Origin of the sequence: Streptomyces sp. 5K101, assembly GCF_046506645.1 — a bacterium.
Taxonomy (GTDB): domain Bacteria; phylum Actinomycetota; class Actinomycetes; order Streptomycetales; family Streptomycetaceae; genus Streptomyces.
On record NZ_JBKFFO010000001.1, the window covers coordinates 84,268 to 101,146 of the forward strand.

16 protein-coding genes are annotated in these 16,879 nt (G+C 71.2%); 4 read left to right on the forward strand and 12 right to left on the reverse strand.

Annotated features, from left to right (window positions below; genetic code table 11):
* Positions 1–231 precede the first annotated feature (231 nt).
* Positions 232–1,755 carry a hypothetical protein gene (locus tag ACLB9X_RS00425; RefSeq protein WP_410358136.1) on the reverse strand — a complete coding sequence of 508 codons (1,524 nt, stop codon included), beginning with the start codon at positions 1,753–1,755 and terminating at the stop codon, positions 232–234.
* 362 nt (positions 1,756–2,117) lie between these two features.
* Here ACLB9X_RS00425 and ACLB9X_RS00430 point away from each other — a divergent pair, with 362 nt between their 5' ends.
* Positions 2,118–3,956, forward strand: coding sequence for an endonuclease/exonuclease/phosphatase family protein (locus tag ACLB9X_RS00430; RefSeq protein WP_410358137.1), 1,839 nt, complete (start codon positions 2,118–2,120; stop codon positions 3,954–3,956).
* A gap of 150 nt (positions 3,957–4,106) precedes the next feature.
* Positions 4,107–5,015: a 4-hydroxy-tetrahydrodipicolinate synthase gene (dapA, locus tag ACLB9X_RS00435; RefSeq protein ID WP_410358138.1), complete on the forward strand. Its 909-nt coding sequence runs from the start codon at positions 4,107–4,109 to the stop codon at positions 5,013–5,015.
* Between the two features lie 35 nt (positions 5,016–5,050).
* Here dapA and dapD read toward each other — a convergent pair whose 3' ends face one another.
* Positions 5,051–6,052: a 2,3,4,5-tetrahydropyridine-2,6-dicarboxylate N-succinyltransferase gene (gene dapD / locus ACLB9X_RS00440; RefSeq protein WP_410358139.1), complete on the reverse strand. Its 1,002-nt coding sequence runs from the start codon at positions 6,050–6,052 to the stop codon at positions 5,051–5,053.
* Between the two features lie 240 nt (positions 6,053–6,292).
* Here dapD and ACLB9X_RS00445 point away from each other — a divergent pair, with 240 nt between their 5' ends.
* Entirely contained in the window at positions 6,293–7,408 is a 1,116-nt protein-coding gene (locus ACLB9X_RS00445; RefSeq protein ID WP_410358140.1) for a hypothetical protein, read from the forward strand.
* A 137-nt stretch (positions 7,409–7,545) separates the two neighbouring features.
* Entirely contained in the window at positions 7,546–8,859 is a 1,314-nt protein-coding gene (locus ACLB9X_RS00450; RefSeq protein WP_410358141.1) for a PucR family transcriptional regulator, read from the forward strand.
* A 15-nt stretch (positions 8,860–8,874) separates the two neighbouring features.
* On the opposite strand, the gene ACLB9X_RS00455 is transcribed toward ACLB9X_RS00450, so the two are convergent.
* From ACLB9X_RS00455 to ACLB9X_RS00500, 10 genes are all read right to left on the reverse strand, one after another.
* Positions 8,875–9,240: a VOC family protein gene (locus tag ACLB9X_RS00455; RefSeq protein ID WP_410358142.1), complete on the reverse strand. Its 366-nt coding sequence runs from the start codon at positions 9,238–9,240 to the stop codon at positions 8,875–8,877.
* Between the two features lie 50 nt (positions 9,241–9,290).
* A complete protein-coding gene (locus tag ACLB9X_RS00460; RefSeq protein ID WP_410358143.1) occupies positions 9,291–9,629 on the reverse strand; it encodes a metal-sulfur cluster assembly factor in 339 nt (112 codons plus the stop codon).
* Complete coding sequence (sufU, locus tag ACLB9X_RS00465) at positions 9,626–10,096, reverse strand: Fe-S cluster assembly sulfur transfer protein SufU (RefSeq protein ID WP_410358144.1); 471 nt, start codon at positions 10,094–10,096, stop codon at positions 9,626–9,628. The genes ACLB9X_RS00460 and sufU overlap by 4 nt, the downstream gene beginning before the upstream one ends.
* Before the next feature lie 9 nt (positions 10,097–10,105).
* Positions 10,106–11,362: a cysteine desulfurase gene (locus tag ACLB9X_RS00470; protein WP_410358145.1), complete on the reverse strand. Its 1,257-nt coding sequence runs from the start codon at positions 11,360–11,362 to the stop codon at positions 10,106–10,108.
* Entirely contained in the window at positions 11,359–12,123 is a 765-nt protein-coding gene (gene sufC / locus ACLB9X_RS00475) for a Fe-S cluster assembly ATPase SufC (protein WP_410358146.1), read from the reverse strand. Before sufC ends, ACLB9X_RS00470 begins: the two co-directional genes overlap by 4 nt.
* A 7-nt stretch (positions 12,124–12,130) precedes the next feature.
* Positions 12,131–12,448, reverse strand: coding sequence for a non-heme iron oxygenase ferredoxin subunit (locus ACLB9X_RS00480; protein WP_410358147.1), 318 nt, complete (start codon positions 12,446–12,448; stop codon positions 12,131–12,133).
* Positions 12,448–13,629, reverse strand: coding sequence for a Fe-S cluster assembly protein SufD (gene sufD, locus ACLB9X_RS00485; protein ID WP_410358148.1), 1,182 nt, complete (start codon positions 13,627–13,629; stop codon positions 12,448–12,450). Before sufD ends, ACLB9X_RS00480 begins: the two co-directional genes overlap by 1 nt.
* A gap of 163 nt (positions 13,630–13,792) precedes the next feature.
* The gene (gene sufB, locus ACLB9X_RS00490; protein WP_410358149.1) at positions 13,793–15,214 is read right to left on the reverse strand and encodes a Fe-S cluster assembly protein SufB; all 1,422 of its coding nucleotides are present in this window, start codon (positions 15,212–15,214) and stop codon (positions 13,793–13,795) included.
* Positions 15,211–15,966: a helix-turn-helix transcriptional regulator gene (locus ACLB9X_RS00495; RefSeq protein ID WP_410358150.1), complete on the reverse strand. Its 756-nt coding sequence runs from the start codon at positions 15,964–15,966 to the stop codon at positions 15,211–15,213. The genes sufB and ACLB9X_RS00495 overlap by 4 nt, the downstream gene beginning before the upstream one ends.
* Before the next feature lie 104 nt (positions 15,967–16,070).
* On the reverse strand, positions 16,071–16,877 hold the full coding sequence (locus ACLB9X_RS00500; RefSeq protein WP_410358151.1) for a DUF72 domain-containing protein: 807 nt from the start codon (positions 16,875–16,877) through the stop codon (positions 16,071–16,073).
* Between the last annotated feature and the right edge of the window lie 2 nt (positions 16,878–16,879).

The following is a 16,879-nucleotide window of genomic DNA, read 5'->3' on the forward strand; positions in this document are numbered from 1 at the left end:
CGACCACCAACCGGTACTGCCGTACCGGCCGGAGGGGGTCGGGGTCGGAGGAGAGGGGTGCCCGGACGTAAGGCGTCGTGAGATACCGCAACGCCCGGCAACCGGAAAGCAGTCCGGGTACCCCACTCCGGAGGCCCCGGCCCCCGGCACCACCCCCGGACAGGGGGCAACCGGGCGCCCCCGGCACGGGGACGCCGGGGGCGCAACGCCCCCGGGCGGGAAAGCCGAGCGTCAGCGAGACGAGCGGGACTTGAAGGCCGCCTTGCGGGCCTCCTTCGCCACCAGCTTGTCCCCGTGCAACCTTCCCATCGCCTCCAGCACGTCCGCCGTCCGCGGATGCGCCACCCGCCACGCCGCGTCGAAAAACCCGCTGTGCTGGCCGACCAGGCCCTCCACCAGGCCCTGGAGTTCCTCGACCTCCCCGTCCGCGTCCAGCTGCGCCGCAATGGTGTCGATCGCGAGCCAGAAGATCATCGACTCGGGCGGCGGCGGCACGTCGGACGCCCCTCGTTCCGCGAGCCACACCCGCGCCAGACCGCCGAGTTCGGCGTCGTCGAGGACCCCGCGGACCTCCGGCTCGGCATGCCCGCCGACCAGCGTGAGGGCCTGCTGGCACTGGAGGCGGCGCAGCGGCGCCCCGCTGTCGGCGCCGCGGGCCGCGGCGAGCAGCTCACGGGCGGCGTCGGCCGGCGCGCGCCGGGCCAGCCACTGCTCCGTCTCGGCGCGCGCGACGGGCTCGGGGAAGTGCGTGAGCCGGTCGAGCAGCACCTCCGCGCCCTTGTCCGCGAGATCCCCCACGGCGGGTGCGTCGACGCCCGCCTCCAGCATCCGGGCCCGGATGCCGTACAGGCCGAGCGGCGTGAGCCTGACCATCCCGTAGCGGGACACGTCCTCGTCGTCGAGGGTCTCGGTCGCCGCGTCCTCGGTCTCCTCCGCCATCAGCGCCTCGTCGACCGGCCGGTACTCGACGAGCCCGATCGGCTCCAGCAGACGGAACTGGTCGTCGAGGCGCATCATCGCCTCGGAGACCTGCTCCAGCACGTCGTCCGTCGGATCCCCCATGTCCTCGGGCACGATCACCGACGCCGCGAGGACGGGCAGCGGGACCGGCTGGTCCCCGGCGCCGCCCTCGGAGACGGTCAGCAGGTACAGGTTGGCGAGGACGCCTTCGAGGAACTCGGCCTCCGCCTCCGGGTCCCAGTCGAGCGCCTCGAAGTCGATCCCGCCTTCCTCCCCGACGACGTCGGAGATGTCGTCGAAGAAGGGCGCGCTCGCGTCCGCGAGGACGACGTCCAGGGCGTCGAGCCACAGGCCCAGCACGTCCAGCGGTGAACCTCCTGTGACCAGCGCCAGGTTGGCCCCGGCGACCGCCCCGCCCATGGCGCCGTCACCCATGACGTCGCCCGTGACCGCGCCACCCGCCACATCGGCGCCCGCCACGGCACCGAGCGCGGCGGCATCGTCGGCATCGGCGTCGGGGTCCTCGACCTCCACGAGCCCCGTGTCGACGGCCACCCGCCACGCCTCGCTCGCGGAAGCGACCCCCTCCGCGTCCCCGGCCAGGTCCAACACCGCGGCGGCGTCTGGCAGTTGCTCGTCGACGAGCTCGCCGCCGGCACCGACCCGCGTCCCCGGCCCCGCCCAGCGGGCGAGCCTGACGGCCCGGGCGAGCAGCGGGGCGCCGAGCGCGGCCCGAGCCAGCTCCGCGTCCGAGTGCAGCCGAACCGGCGGAAGGGTGGGGCGGTCTTCGGGCATGTGCTGGTTCTCCTCCGCGGCGTACGGGATCCGGGGCAGGCTCACGGGGCCCCCGGACGTGAGCGACCCGGACGCAGGGGGACCCGGGCGGTTGCCAGCGTAGACGCATTCGAGGAGGTTTCGCGGCGCACCGGGAAGTCCGCCACCTCCAAGGGTGTTTGTGGGGCGCACGGGACGACTGGGACACCTTCGACCCGGCGGGAGCACCCCGCCGCCGAGTTCATCCGCGCGACCATCCCCGTACATCCGGTGACTCTTGACAACTGACCTGTCGAGACAAGAGATTGACGCGCGTAGAACATACGCAGGACCCCGCCGGCACGGCCGGCACCCCTCATCCCTCACACCTCCGGAGCTGCCCGATGCCTTCCTCCGTCGTACCGAGAACGCCCGCCGTCGCCGCTGTCGTCGCCGCCGCGCTGGCCGCCGGCCTGCTCGCCGGTTCCACCGGCGCCACCGCGGCCGAGACCGCGCAGGTGCGGATCCACGACATCCAGGGCACCACCCGGACGTCCCCGCTCGTGGGGCGTCAGGTCACCGATGTGCCGGGCATCGTCACGGGCGTTCGGACGTACGGCTCCCGGGGCTTCTGGTTCCAGGACCCGCAGGCCGACGACGACGAGGCCACCAGCGAGGGCGTCTTCGTCTACACGGGCTCCGTCCCGACCGTGGCCGTCGGCGACCAGGTGCTGGTCTCGGGCACGGTCGGCGAGTACATCCCGGGCGGCACCAACTCGGGCAACCAGTCGCTGACGCAGATAGCCAAGCCGGCCGTCACGGTGGTCTCGCGGGGCAACGAACTGCCCGCGCCCGTCACGGTCTCGGCCTGGTCCGTCCCGGGCGCGTACGCCCCCGAGGGCGACCCGGCGGCCGGCAACAGCATCAACGGCCTGGCCCTGCGGCCTCGTACGAACGCCCTGGACTACTACGAGTCGCTGGAGGGCACCAACGTCCGCATCGGCACGTCCCGCGTGGTCGGCGCCACCGACCCGTACGCGGAGCTGTGGGTGACGGTCAAGCCGTACGAGAACGACAACCGCCGCGGCGGCACGGTCTACGGCTCGTACACCTCGCAGAACACCGGTCGCCTGCAGATCCAGTCGCTGACGCCGCTCGCCGAGAAGCCGTTCCCCAAGGCGAACGTCGGTGACCTGCTCGCCGGCCCGACCGAGGGCCCGCTGGACTTCAACCAGTTCGGCGGCTACACCCTGACCGCCCGCACCCTGGGCACGGTGGTGGACCGCGGCCTCGAGCGCGAGAGCACGCGCCCGCAGCGCACCGGCGAACTGGCGGTGGCCACGTACAACGTGGAGAACCTGGACCCGTCCGACCCGCAGACGAAGTTCGACGCGCTGGCGAAGGCCGTCGTCGAGAACCTCGCGTCGCCCGACATCCTCGCGCTGGAGGAGATCCAGGACGACAACGGCGCGAAGAACGACGGCACGGTCGCGGCCGGGCAGACGCTGAAGAAGTTCACGGACGCGATCGTCGCGGCCGGCGGTCCGGCGTACGCGTGGCGGTCCGTGGACCCGCAGAACAACAAGGACGGCGGCCAGCCCGGCGGCAACATCCGCCAGGTCTTCCTGTTCAACCCCGACCGGGTGTCCTTCACCGACCGCGCGGGCGGCGACGCCACGACCGCGACCGGTGTCGTGCGCGAGCGCGGCCGGGCGGCCCTGACGCTCTCGCCCGGACGCATCGACCCGGCGAACTCCGCCTGGGAGAACAGCCGCAAGCCGCTGGCCGGCGAGTTCACCTTCCGCGGCCGCACGGTCTTCGTGATCGCCAACCACTTCGGCTCCAAGGGCGGCGACGAGGGCCTGACCTCGCACCACCAGCCGCCGAACCGGTCTTCCGAGGCCAAGCGCCTCCTCCAGGCGCAGTCGGTCAACGCCTTCGTCAAGGACATCCTCAAGGCCGACCGCAGGGCCGACGTCGTGGTCCTCGGCGACATCAACGACTTCGAGTTCTCGGCGACGACGAAGGCCCTGACGGACGACGGCGCCCTGTACCCGGCCGTCACGACCCTGCCGCGCTCGGAGCGCTACTCGTACGTCTACCAGGGCAACAGCCAGGTCCTGGACCAGATCCTGACGAGTCCGTCGATCGACGACTTCTCGTACGACAGCGTGCACATCAACGCGGAGTTCGCGGAGCAGAACAGCGACCACGACCCGCAGGTGCTGCGCTTCCGCCCGTAAGGAGCAGTCGCCGGTGCGCGGGCCCCGCGGCCCGCGCACCGGTTGCACCGCGGCTGACCAGGCGCTCCGCAGATCTCTCAGCACCGCTTCACGTTCACCCGAAGCAGATGTAACTGGTGCTTCACCGGCCCGGCGGCCCACACTGCGTGCATGTCCTCTTCCCGCCCTTTCGGCCGCGCCCTGTGCGCCATGGTCACGCCCTTCAGCGACGACGGCAGCCTCGACCTCGACGGCGCGCGGAAGCTCGCCGCCCAGCTGGTCGACGACGGCTGCGACGGACTGGTGCTCTCCGGCACCACCGGTGAGTCCCCCACGACCTCCGACGCCGAGAAGGCGGCCCTGGTGCGGGCGGTGGCCGAGGAGGTCGGCGACCGGGCCGTGACCGTGGCGGGCGTCGGCACTGCGGACACCCGGCACACCGTGGCACTGGCGCGCGAGGCCGAGCGGGCGGGCGCCGACGGGCTGCTCGTGACCGCCCCGTACTACAGCCGCCCGCCGCAGCCGGCGATCGAGGCGCACCTGCGCCGGGTGGCCGACGCCGTCGGCGTCCCGCTGATGCTGTACGACATCCCCGGCCGCACGGGCGTGCGCATCGAGCCGGAGACCATGCTGCGGCTGGCGGACCACCCCCGCGTCGTGGCCGTGAAGGACTGCGCGTACGACCTGCTGGGCACCACCAAGGTCATCGCCGGCAGCGGGCTCGCGTACTACTCGGGCTGCGAGGAGACGAACCTGCCGCTGTACGCGGTGGGCGGTGCCGGATTCGTCTCGACGGTGGCCAACGTCGCCGCGCCCCATCTGCGCGCGGTCCTCGACGCCTACGACGCCGGGGAGACCGCCCGGGCCGCCCGACTCAGCCACCTCGCCCTGCCGCTCTCGGAGGCGATGATGGCCGCGGGGCTGCCGGGCGCGGTGACCGCCAAGGCCCTGCTCGGTGCGCTCGGCCGGCCGGCCGGGCCGGTCCGCGAACCGCTGCAGCCCGCCGGCCGCGAGGCGGCCGACGGGCTGCTGGAGGAGTACCGGCGACTGGAGCGAGCGGCCGGTCAGTCGCTGGTGTAGCGGCGGGGGCGGCCGCGTCCTCGGGCGCGCGACGATCAGTTGTGGCTGTGGAGCACCTCGTTGAGGCCGCCCCAGACGGCGTTGTTCGGGCGGGCCTCGACGGTGCCGGTGACCGAGTTGCGGCGGAAGAGGATGTTCGACGCGCCGGACAGCTCACGAGCCTTGACGATCTGGCCGTCGGGCATCGTGACACGCGTGCCGGCGGTGATGTAGAGGCCGGCCTCGACGACGCACTCGTCGCCGAGCGCGATGCCGACGCCCGCCTCGGCGCCGATCAGGCAGCGCTCACCGACGGAGATGATGACGTTGCCGCCACCGGACAGGGTGCCCATGGTGGAGGCGCCGCCGCCGATGTCGGAGCCGTCGCCGATGACGACGCCCGCGGAGATACGGCCCTCGACCATCGAGGTGCCGAGGGTGCCGGCGTTGAAGTTGACGAAGCCCTCGTGCATGACCGTGGTCCCCTCGGCGAGGTGCGCGCCGAGCCGGACGCGGTCGGCGTCGGCGATCCGCACGCCCTTGGGGGCCACGTAGTCGGTCATCCGCGGGAACTTGTCGATCGAGGTCACCTGCAGGTGCAGGCCCTCGGCGCGGGCGTTGAGGCGCACGGTCTCGAGCTGGTCGACCGCGACGGGGCCGAGGCTGGTCCAGGCGACGTTCGCGAGCACCCCGAAGAGGCCGTCCAGGCTCACCCCGTGCGGCTTGACCAGCCGGTGGGAGAGCAGGTGGAGGCGGAGGTAGGCGTCGTGGGCGTCCAGCGGCTTGTCGTCGAGCGAGGCGATGACGGTGCGGACGGCGACGACCTCGACCCCGCGGCGGGCGTCCGGGCCGATGGCCCGCGCGGCGCCGTCGCCGAGGAGCTCCACGGCGCGCTCGGCGGTCAGCCGCTCGGTGCCGGCGGGGCCGGGCTCGGCGGTGAGCTCGGGGGCGGGGTACCAGGTGTCGAGGACGACGCCCTCGGCGGTGACGGTGGCGAGGCCGGCGGCCACGGCACCGGTGGTGCGCTGAGCAGTGGTGCTGTCGGACGAGTCAGTCATGACAGGAAACCTAACCGGCCGGGGCCCGCACGGGCGAACCGGTCTCAGGTGCCGGGCGTCCGCGTCGCGTCGCGGGACCGCGCGGGCAGAGAGGTGGGAAGAGGGGAAGAGAAGCAGGAAGAGGGGGTGAGAGAGCCCGCGGGGGCGGAGTCGGCGGCTCCGGCGGCCCCGGCTACCTTGTTCGTCCGGACGGCCGCCGCAGTGCGCCGTCCGGCCATCATCCGACGTGGGGGGACTGTCATGACTTACGGAAACACGCCCTATCCGGGGGGCAGCGCTCCCTATCCGGGGCCGCCCGCGTGGGGCGCCTGGGCACCGCCGCCGCCCAAGCCGGGAGTGATACCGCTCGGGCCGCTGGGCCTCGGCGAGATCCTCGGCGGGGCGTTCGCCACCATCGGCCGGCACTGGAAGCACCTGCTCGGCTTCGCGCTCGCCGTCTACGGCGTGGCCCTCGCGGTCTTCGGCGGGGCACTCGTGATCGCGTACCTGTCGGTGCGGGAGGAGCTGCACCAGCTGCTGGACCGGTCCGGCGGGAGCGCGCCGGACAGCGACCAGGTCGTGCCGGTGGTGGTGATGTTCGCGGGCGTGTACGTCTTCGGCATCATCGCCATGCTGGTGGCCAACGCCGTCGTCTACGCCTCGTGCCCCGCGGTCCTCCAGGACGCGGTGCTCGGACGCCCGTCGAGCATCGGACTCCTCTGGCGCCGGGTGCGGCCACGTGTGGGGGCGGTGCTCGGCACGATTCTGATCACCGCGCTGATCGCCGCGGTCCCGCTGCTCCTGATGGCCGTGGCCGTCATCGGCATGGTCGTCACGCTGATCGCGCTGGCCGTCGACAGCACGGGCGACTTCGCGTGGCTGATGCTGGTCGGCATTCTCGGCACGCTGGCCACCGGGCCCGTGGCGATCTGGCTGTGGGTGCGGTTCAGCTTCGCGCCGGCCGTCGCCGTCTTCGAGGGGCAGGGCACCATCGGCGCGCTGTCACGCTCGGCTCAGCTGGTACGGGGCTCGTGGTGGCGGGTGTTCGGCATCTCGCTGCTGGCCTTCGCGATGGCGGCCGTGGCGAGCTACCTCGTCCAGCTGGTGTTCCAGCTGCTGAGCCTGATCCCCACCGGGCCCGCCTCCCTGTCGGACGGGGCGGCCGACGGCGGCGTGGCCCTCACGATCGTGCTCACGACGATGGCGTTCGGGCTGCTGACCACCTTGGTGGGCCAGATCCTCACGTCGGCCTTCCCGCAGCTGGTCGTGGCCCTGCTCTACGTCGACCAGCGCATCCGCAAGGAGAATCTGGCGGCCACGCTCGCCGAGGCCGCGGGCCTGCAGCCTCGGCAGCCGCAGGCCGGGTACGGAGCCTGAGACGCCTCCCGTGACCCCACGGCGTCACACCCTCCAGGGGTACGTGTCCTTGCCCGCGGGTCGGCATTGACACTCCGTGTGTCCCGCGGCGACCTTGGTTACCGGTAAGTAAGGTCAACAGCGTCAATGAGGTCGCCGTGGACAGTGATGGGTATGTGACCGTGGGCCGTGAGGAGTACGTGCCGCTCGCCTTCGGCGGGGTTCCGGTGCACCAGCGACTCGCGGGAGCGGTGGACGAACTGGCGGCCCGCGTGCTGACACGGCTCGTCGACCATGTGCCCGTCTACGGCACGCTGCCCGCGCAGCAGTTGCGCAGTGAGATCCAGCGGGTCATCGGCCAGGGCATACGTGCCTTCGTCGGCGTCCTGCGCACCGGCGAGCTGCCGGACGAGTCTCAGGTGCAGGTGCTCCGCCAGGCGGCCGCCAAGCGGGCCGAGGAGGGCGTGCCCGTGGAGGCGGTGATCAGCGCCTACCACGTGGGGGCCCAGGAGTGCCTGGACCGGATGTCGGCGCACGCCACGCCCGAGGACCTGCCGCATCTGAGGACCGCGAACCAGCTGGTGCTGCGGTTCCTGGAGCGGATGACGGCCACCGTGGTGGCCGGCTACTTCGCCGAGCGCCAGGCGGCCGCCGGCGAGGAGCAGTCGGCCCGGCAGGCGATGCTCACCGCGCTCGTCGACGGGGAGGACGTACGGGCGACGGCCGCCCGCTGGGGCATCGGTCTTCCAGCCTGCTATCTGGTCCTCGCCCTGGCGATCGGCACCCACCCCGACGAACAGGCCCCGGGGGTCAGCCCCGTGATCGCGAGGACGCGGAAGCTGCGGCGGCTGAGGGTGGAGCTGGATCGCCACGCCGAGGGCCAGGTGCTGTCGGCTCTCACCGGCGACAGCGGGCTCGCGCTCATCCCGTACGACACCGAGGCCGCGCTGCTGGCCGACCGGGACTGGAACCGGCTGGCCACCGCGGTGTCGCACATGAGCCGGGTGGCCGGGGTCGACATCGTGGCCGGCGCGGCGGCGGCCGCCCCGGAGGGGGTGGCGGCGGCCGTGCGACTGGCGGAGGAGGTGCGGCGGGTGGCCGTGGCGGCGGGCCGGGAGCCGGGCGTCCACCGGCTCGGGGACGTCCTGCTGGAGTACCAGCTGATGCAGCCGGGCCCGGCCCGGGACGCCCTGGCGGAGCTGATGCGCCCCCTCGCGGACCGCCCCGAACTGCTCGGCACCCTGCGCGCCTTCCTGGACAGCGGACTCAGTCGCCAGGTGACCGCCGAGCGGCTGCGCGTGCACCCGAACACGGTGGACTACCGGCTGCGCCGCGCGGCGGAGGCGACCGGGCTGGACGCCACGTCGGGCGCCGACGTCATGCGGGTGCGCGCGGCGCTCAGCGCCCATGACGCGCTCGGCGCCGGGCCGGGAGCGCCGGACGCCGCCGCGGACGGCGGCGAGGCGCGGTGACATGACGTCCCGGCGTCAGTCGAGCAGGGTCTTCTTCGGCCGCAGCACGCAGAACTCGTTGCCCTCGGGATCGGCGAGGACCACCCAGGTGGCGTCGTCCCCCTGCCCGACGTCCACGCGCCGCGCCCCGAGCGCGGTGATCCTCTCGACCTCGGCGTCCCGGTCGTCGGGGGTGAGGTCGATGTGCAGGCGGTTCTTGACGGTCTTCGTCTCGGGCACGGTCAGGAACACGATGCCCGGCAGTGCGCTCGGGCCGGCCCCGATGACGATCTCCTCGGGGTCCTCGTAGAGGATCTGCCAGTCGAGGACCCGCGTCCAGAACCGGGCGAGCGCGGCGGCGTCATGACAGTCGACGGCGATCTGGTACAGAGAAACGGCCATGCCCGCCAGTCTGACTGGCGGGCATGGCCGTTACCGGGAGATCGCCCGGATCAGACGTTGAAGCCGAGCGCGCGCAGCTGCTCGCGGCCGTCGTCCGTGATCTTGTCCGGACCCCACGGCGGCATCCAGACCCAGTTGATCTTCAGCTCGCTGACGATGCCGTCCGTCGCGGACTTCGCCTGGTCCTCGATGACGTCCGTCAGCGGACAGGCCGCCGATGTCAGCGTCATGTCGAGGGTCGCGACATTGGAGTCGTCGATGTGGATGCCGTAGATCAGGCCCAGATTGACGACGTCGATGCCCAGCTCGGGGTCGACGACGTCGTACAGCGCCTCGCGGATCTCTTCTTCGGAGGCAGGCTTCAGCGCCGCCCCAGCGTTCTCGGTCATGCCGTCTTCCTCTCGGCCTCGGTGCCGTCGCCCAGCGCCTGGGCGGTCGCGTCCTTCCACGCCATCCAGCTCAGCAGTGCGCACTTCACGCGGGCCGGGTACTTGGAGACACCGGCGAACGCGACCGCGTCCTCCAGCACCTCCTCCATCGCGTCGTCCGGCTCGATCTGCCCCTTGGACTGCATCAGCTCCAGGAAGGTGGCCTGGATCTTCTGTGCCTCGGCGAGCTCCTTGCCGACGAGCAGCTCGTTCAGCACGGAGGCGGAGGCCTGGCTGATGGAGCAGCCCTGGCCCTCGTACGAGACGTCCGCGACGAGCGTGCCGTCGTACTTCACGCGCAGGGTGATCTCGTCGCCGCAGGTCGGGTTGACGTGGTGCACCTCGGCGTCACCGTCCCGCAAGCCCCGGCCGTGCGGGTGCTTGTAGTGGTCCAGGATGACGTCCTGGTACATCGAATCCAGCTTCACGACCAACCCCTACCCGAAGAAGTTCCGTACGTGCTCCAGTCCGTCGACCAGGGCATCGACCTCGGCCGGCGTGGAGTACAGATAGAACGACGCCCGCGTGGTCGCAGGAATTCCGTACCGCAGGCAGACCGGCCGCGCGCAGTGGTGGCCGACCCGGACCGCGATGCCCTGCTCGTCGAGGACCTGGCCCACGTCGTGGGGGTGGATGTCGCCGAGCGTGAACGAGATCGCGGCGCCGCGGTCCTCGGCCGTGGTGGGGCCGATGATCCGGAGGTCGGGCACCTCCAGGAGCCGCTTCACCGCGTACTCGGTGAGCACGTGCTCGTGCTGGGCGATCTTGTCCATGCCGATCGAGGTGAGGTAGTCCACGGCCGCGCCGAGGCCGACGGCCTGGGCGATCGGGGGCGTACCCGCCTCGAACTTGTGCGGCGCGGGAGCGTACGTGGACGAGTGCATCGAGACGGTCTCGATCATCTCGCCGCCGCCGAGGAACGGCGGCAGGTCCTCCAGCAGCTCCTGCCGGCCCCACAGCACGCCGATGCCGGTCGGACCGCACATCTTGTGGCCGGTGAAGGCCACGAAGTCGGCCTGCAGCGCCTGCACGTCCAGCACCATGTGCGGGGCGGCCTGCGAGGCGTCGATCAGGACCAGCGCGCCGACCTCCTGGGCGCGGCGGACGATCGCCTCGACCGGGTTGAACGTGCCCAGGATGTTGGAGACCAGCACGAAGGAGACGATCTTCGTCTTCTCGGTGATGACCTCGTCGATGTTCGACAGGTCGAGACGGCCGTCGTCGGTGAGACCGAACCACTTCAGCTTCGCGCCGGTGCGCTGCGCGAGCAGCTGCCACGGAACGATGTTGGAGTGGTGCTCCATCTCGGTGATGACGATCTCGGTGTCGCGGTCGACCCGGTAGGGCTCCTCGGCCCAGCCCAGCATGTTGGCCACGAGGTTGAGCGACTCCGAGGCGTTCTTGGTGAAGATCACCTCGTCGCGGCTCGGCGCGTTGATGAACGCGGCGACCTTGTCGCGCGCGCCCTCGTACAGCGCCGTGGCCTCCTCGGCCAGCACGTGCACGCCGCGGTGCACGTTGGCGTTGTGCTGCTCGTAGTACTCGCTGAGCACGTCGAGCACCTGGCGCGGCGTCTGGGAGGTCGCCGCGTTGTCCAGGTAGACGAGCTTCTTGCCGTCGTGGAGCACCCGGTCGAGGATCGGGAAGTCCTTGCGGATCGCCTCGGTGTCGAGGAGGCCCGGCAGCTGTGTCACGCGGATACGCCACCCTTCGTGTAGGACTCGTACCCCTCGGCCTCCAGCTTGTCGGCCAGCTCGGCACCGCCGGACTCGACGATGCGGCCCCCGGAGAAGACGTGGACGAAGTCGGGCTGGATGTAGCGCAGGATGCGCGTGTAGTGCGTGATCAGCAGGGTGCCGACCGCGCCGGTCTCGCGGACGCGGTTGACGCCCTCGGAGACGATGCGCAGCGCGTCGACGTCGAGGCCGGAGTCGGTCTCGTCGAGGACCGCGATCTTCGGCTTGAGGAGCTCCAGCTGGAGGATCTCGTGGCGCTTCTTCTCACCGCCGGAGAAGCCCTCGTTGACGTTGCGCTCGGCGAAGGACGGGTCCATGTTCAGCCGCTCCATGGACTCCTTGACCTCCTTCACCCAGGTGCGCAGCTTGGGGGCCTCGCCGCGGATCGCGGTGGCGGAGGTGCGCAGGAAGTTGGAGACCGAGACGCCGGGGACCTCGACCGGGTACTGCATGGCGAGGAAGACACCGGCGCGCGCGCGCTCGTCGACGGACATCGCGAGGACGTCCTCGCCGTCCAGGGTCACGGTGCCGCCGGTGATCGTGTACTTGGGGTGGCCCGCGAGGGAGTACGCGAGGGTCGACTTGCCGGAGCCGTTCGGGCCCATGATGGCGTGGGTCTCGCCCTGCTTCACGGTCAGGTCGACGCCCTTGAGGATCTCCTTGGTGGCGTTGTCGGCCTCGACGGAGACGCGCAGGTCGCGGATTTCAAGCGTTGCCATGGGGACTTCAGTTCTCCTGTGTGACGGAGACGAGAACATCGTCCCCTTCGATCTTTACGGGGTATACGGGCACAGGGCGCGTCGCCGGGAGGCCGGACGGCTTGCCGGTGCGGAGGTCGAAGGCCGATCCGTGCAGCCAGCACTCGATCTGGCAGTCCTCCACCTCGCCCTCCGACAGCGAGACGTTCGCGTGCGAGCAGATGTCGTAGATCGCGAACACCTCGCCCTCGGTGCGGACGATGGAGACCGGCGTGCCGTCGAGTTCCACCCGCTTCGGGGTGTCCTCCTCCAGCTCGCTCAGCCCACAGGCTCGGACGAAGGCCATCAGACGGAAGCCTCCAGCTCGGCCTCGATCTTGGCGATGAGGCGCTCCTCGACGTCCGGCAGGCCGATCTGCTGGACGAGCTCCGCGAAGAAGCCGCGGACGACCAGGCGGCGGGCCTCGGCCTCCGGGATGCCGCGGGCCATCAGGTAGAAGAGCTGCTCGTCGTCGAAACGGCCGGTGGCGGACGCGTGGCCGGCGCCGGCGATCTCACCGGTCTCGATCTCGAGGTTCGGCACCGAGTCGACCCGCGCGCCGTCGGTGAGGACCAGGTTCCGGTTCAGCTCGTAGGTGTCGGTGCCCTCCGCCTTGGCCTGGATGAGGACGTCGCCGATCCACACGGCGTGCGCGTCCTGGCCCTGCAGCGCGCCCTTGTAGGCCACGTTGGACTTGCAGTGCGGCGTGTTGTGGTCGACGAAGAGACGGTGCTCCTGGTGCTGGCCCGCGTCGGTGAAGTACAGGCCGAACAGCTCGGCCTCGCCGCCGGTGCCCGCGTAGTCGACGCGCGGGTGGATGCGGACGACGTCGCCGCCGAAGGTCACGACGACCGACTTGAACGTGGCGTCGCGGCCGACCAGCGCGTTGTGCTGGGCGACGTGGACGGCCTTGTCGTCCCAGTCCTGGACGGAGACGACGGTGAGCTTGGCGCCGTCGCCGAGGACGTAGTCCACGTTGGCGGCGAGCACCGCGTCGCCGGTGTGGTCGATGACCACGACGGCCTCGGCGAACGTGCCGAGCTCGACGACCTGGTGGCCGAAGGCGACACCGCCCTCGCCGTGCACCGCGATGCGGATCGGCTCGGCGAGCACGGTCTCCGCGGGCACGGTGACGACCGAGGCCTGCTCGAAGGAGGAGTACGCCTGGGCGGCGACGCGGTCCACCGGGGTGCCCGCCTTGCCGAGCCGCGCGTCGTCGCGGCCGACGGTCTCGACGACGACCCCGTCGGGGGCGTCGATCGCGACCTTGACGCCGGTGCCGGTGGCGACGGCGGTGCCGTCGTGCAGTCCGGCGAGGCGCTCCAGGGGAGTGAAGCGCCACTCCTCCTCGCGGCCGTGCGGAACCGGGAAGTCCGCCACGTCGAACGACGGGGGCGCACTCATACGGGTGGCGACGGTCGATTCGGCGGCCACCGCGATCGAGCCGGCGGTGGTGGAGCCCACCGGGATGTTCTGAGCCTCAGCCATGGCTGTCGGTCTGCTCGCTTTCTGCGTTCAGTGCGTGCGCTCGCCCACGGGGCCCGCCTTGGCCGGAGCCGGTGGCTCCGGCCGCGGCCGGTCTGGCCCGGGGTCCGCTCACGGGGCTCATCGCGTGAGCCCCAGGGACGTGATCGGGTCGGCGGGGGGGGCCTCAGCCCACCGCGCCTTCCATCTGCAGCTCGATCAGCCGGTTGAGCTCCAGCGCGTACTCCATGGGGAGTTCCTTGGCGATCGGCTCGACGAAGCCGCGCACGATCATGGCCATCGCCTCGTCCTCGGACAGACCGCGGCTCATCAGGTAGAAGAGCTGGTCCTCGGAGACCTTGGAGACGGTCGCCTCGTGACCCATGGAGACGTCGTCCTCGCGGACGTCGACGTACGGGTAGGTGTCCGACCGGGAGATGGTGTCGACCAGCAGAGCGTCACAGAGCACGTTGGACTTCGCACCCGGGGCGCCCTCGCCGATCTCGATCAGACCGCGGTACGAGGTGCGGCCACCGCCTCGCGCCACCGACTTGGAGACGATGTTGGACGAGGTGTTCGGGGCCATGTGGACCATCTTGGCGCCGGCGTCCTGGTGCTGGCCCTCACCCGCGAAGGCGATGGAGAGGGTCTCGCCCTTGGCGTGCTCGCCCATCAGGTAGACGGCCGGGTACTTCATCGTCACCTTGGAGCCGATGTTGCCGTCGACCCACTCCATGGTCGCGCCCTCGTAGGCCACGGCGCGCTTGGTGACCAGGTTGTAGACGTTGTTCGACCAGTTCTGGATGGTCGTGTAGCGGCAGCGGCCGCCCTTCTTGACGATGATCTCGACCACGGCGCTGTGCAGCGAGTCCGAGGAGTAGATCGGAGCGGTGCAGCCCTCGACGTAGTGGACGTAGGCGTCCTCGTCGACGATGATCAGCGTCCGCTCGAACTGGCCCATGTTCTCCGTGTTGATACGGAAGTAGGCCTGCAGCGGGATGTCCACGTGGACGCCCTTGGGGACGTAGATGAACGACCCACCGGACCACACCGCCGTGTTCAGCGACGCGAACTTGTTGTCACCGACCGGGATGACCGTGCCGAAGTACTCCTGGAAGAGCTCCGGGTGCTCCTTCAGCGCGGTGTCGGTGTCGAGGAAGATGACGCCCTGCGCCTCCAGGTCCTCACGGATCTGGTGGTAGACGACCTCGGACTCGTACTGGGCGGCGACGCCGGCCACCAGGCGCTGCTTCTCCGCCTCGGGGATGCCGAGCTTGTCGTAGGTGTTCTTGATGTCCTCGGGCAGGTCCTCCCACGAGGCCGCCTGCTGCTCGGTGGAGCGGACGAAGTACTTGATGTTGTCGAAGTCGATGCCCGACAGGTCGGAGCCCCAGCTCGGCATCGGCTTCTTGTCGAACAGCCGCAGACCCTTCAGCCGCAGCTTCAGCATCCACTCCGGCTCGTTCTTCTTCGCGGAGATGTCGCGGACGACGTCCTCGCTGAGACCGCGCTTGGCAGCGGCGCCGGCCGCGTCGGAGTCGGCCCAGCCGAATTCGTACTTACCCAGACCCTCGAGTTCGGGGTGGGCAGTCTCCGTGGGGAGAGTCATGCGGGGTTCCTCCCGGCCGTGCTTGCAGATGCTGGTGATGTGGTGGTCTGTGCGGCGCCGCTCTGAGGAGAGCCGCGCGGGATGAACGTGGTGCAGACGCCGTCGCCGTGGGCGATGGTGGCGAGTCGCTGGACGTGCGTCCCGAGGAGCTTCGAGAAGAACTCGGTCTCCGCCTCGCACAGCTGCGGGTACTTCTCGGCCGCGTGGGCGACCGGGCAGTGGTGCTGGCAGAGCTGCTCGCCGACCGGCGCGGTACGGGCCGTAGCAGCGTACCCGTCGGCGCTGAGAGCCTTGGCCAGCGCCTCGGTGCGCTCCTCGGGGGCCGCGGCCTCGACGGCGGCGCGATAGGCGCTGCCCTGCGCCTCGATCCGGTCCCGGGCGAAGGCGGCGACGGCCGCGTCTCCTGCCGCCCCTCCTCCGGCGGACCGCTCGATCCAGCGCAGGGCGTCGACGGCCAGCGTGTCGTACGACTGGTCGAAGGCGTCCCGGCCGCAGTCGGTCAGGGCGAACACCCTGGCGGGGCGACCGCGCGTGCGCGCACCGTAGACGCGCTGCTCGCGTGCCTCCACGACGTTGTCGGAGACGAGCGAGTCGAGGTGACGGCGGACGGCTGCCTGGGTGAGTCCGAGACGGCCCGCGAGGTCGGCCACGGTGGACGGGCCGTGGTCCAGGATGGAGCGCGCGACGCGGTTGCGCGTGGAGCGCTCACCGGTCGCGAGTTCCTCGTGGGGAGCCTCGCCAACGTTTTTCACAACGCCATTGTTGCGTAATTCCTCAGAGCCTGACAAGCCGCGTCCGGATCACCGCACGGTGCCGTGCATCACTTAGGCATACCTAATCTGACCTGCGGAAATGATCATTCGGACGCCTGCTTCGCAGGTCCGCCGGGGTGCCCGCGCCCGGGCGCCCCGCCCGCCGGAGGGACCGCCGTGCGGCCGCGCGCGATCACCGCCCGGGTGAAGGCGGCCGCGTCCCGGACGGCCGCGCCGCCGGGGTCGTTGTTGAAGAACGCGTACACGTCCGCCCGGTCGGGCCAGGCGTCCGCCACGCGGTCCGCCCAGGACGCGAGCGCCTGCCGCCCGTACCGCGGCCACGGGCCGGCCATGCCCTCGTGGAAGCGCACGTAGCCCCAGTCGGCCGTCCGCCACAGCGGGGTCACCGGCCGCGAGCCGCGGTCCGCCCAGCACAGGGCGGCGCCCCGGGCCGTGAGCACGCCGGCGATCTCGTCCGTCCACCACGAGTCGTGGCGCGGTTCGACGGCCACCCGCACCCCGCGCGGGAAGCAGGCGAGTACCGCGTCCAGCGCCCCGGCGTCGGCGCGGAGAGTGGGCGGCAGCTGGAGCAGGACCGGTCCCAGCCGCTCCCCCAGCACCTCCGCGCGGCCCATGAGCCGCTCGACGGGCTCCTCCGGGTCCTTCAGCCGCTTGATGTGGGTGAGGAACCGGCTCACCTTCACTGCCATGACGAAGCCGTCGGGCGTGCGCTCGCGCCACTCGGCGAAGGTCCTGCGCTCGGGCAGCCGGTAGAAGGCGTTGTTGTTCTCGACGGTCACGAAGCGGCGCGCGTACTCCTCCAGCCAGAGCCGCTGGGGCACGCCCTCGGGATAGAGGACGCCGCGCCAGTCCCTGTACTGCCACCCGGAGGTGCCGATGAGCACGGGCATAC

Excerpts from the sequence above, each read along its gene's own strand:
- ACLB9X_RS00425 (WP_410358136.1), bottom strand. The coding sequence starts at position 1,755 with ATGCCCGAAGACCGCCCCACCCTTCCGCCGGTTCGGCTGCACTCGGAC.
- ACLB9X_RS00430 (WP_410358137.1), top strand. The coding sequence starts at position 2,118 with ATGCCTTCCTCCGTCGTACCGAGAACGCCCGCCGTCGCCGCTGTCGTC.
- dapA (WP_410358138.1), top strand. The coding sequence starts at position 4,107 with ATGTCCTCTTCCCGCCCTTTCGGCCGCGCCCTGTGCGCCATGGTCACG.
- dapD (WP_410358139.1), bottom strand. The coding sequence starts at position 6,052 with ATGACTGACTCGTCCGACAGCACCACTGCTCAGCGCACCACCGGTGCC.
- ACLB9X_RS00445 (WP_410358140.1), top strand. The coding sequence starts at position 6,293 with ATGACTTACGGAAACACGCCCTATCCGGGGGGCAGCGCTCCCTATCCG.
- ACLB9X_RS00455 (WP_410358142.1), bottom strand. The coding sequence starts at position 9,240 with ATGGCCGTTTCTCTGTACCAGATCGCCGTCGACTGTCATGACGCCGCC.
- ACLB9X_RS00460 (WP_410358143.1), bottom strand. The coding sequence starts at position 9,629 with ATGACCGAGAACGCTGGGGCGGCGCTGAAGCCTGCCTCCGAAGAAGAG.
- sufC (WP_410358146.1), bottom strand. The coding sequence starts at position 12,123 with ATGGCAACGCTTGAAATCCGCGACCTGCGCGTCTCCGTCGAGGCCGAC.
- ACLB9X_RS00480 (WP_410358147.1), bottom strand. The coding sequence starts at position 12,448 with ATGGCCTTCGTCCGAGCCTGTGGGCTGAGCGAGCTGGAGGAGGACACC.
- sufD (WP_410358148.1), bottom strand. The coding sequence starts at position 13,629 with ATGGCTGAGGCTCAGAACATCCCGGTGGGCTCCACCACCGCCGGCTCG.
- sufB (WP_410358149.1), bottom strand. The coding sequence starts at position 15,214 with ATGACTCTCCCCACGGAGACTGCCCACCCCGAACTCGAGGGTCTGGGT.
- ACLB9X_RS00500 (WP_410358151.1), bottom strand. The coding sequence starts at position 16,877 with ATGCCCGTGCTCATCGGCACCTCCGGGTGGCAGTACAGGGACTGGCGC.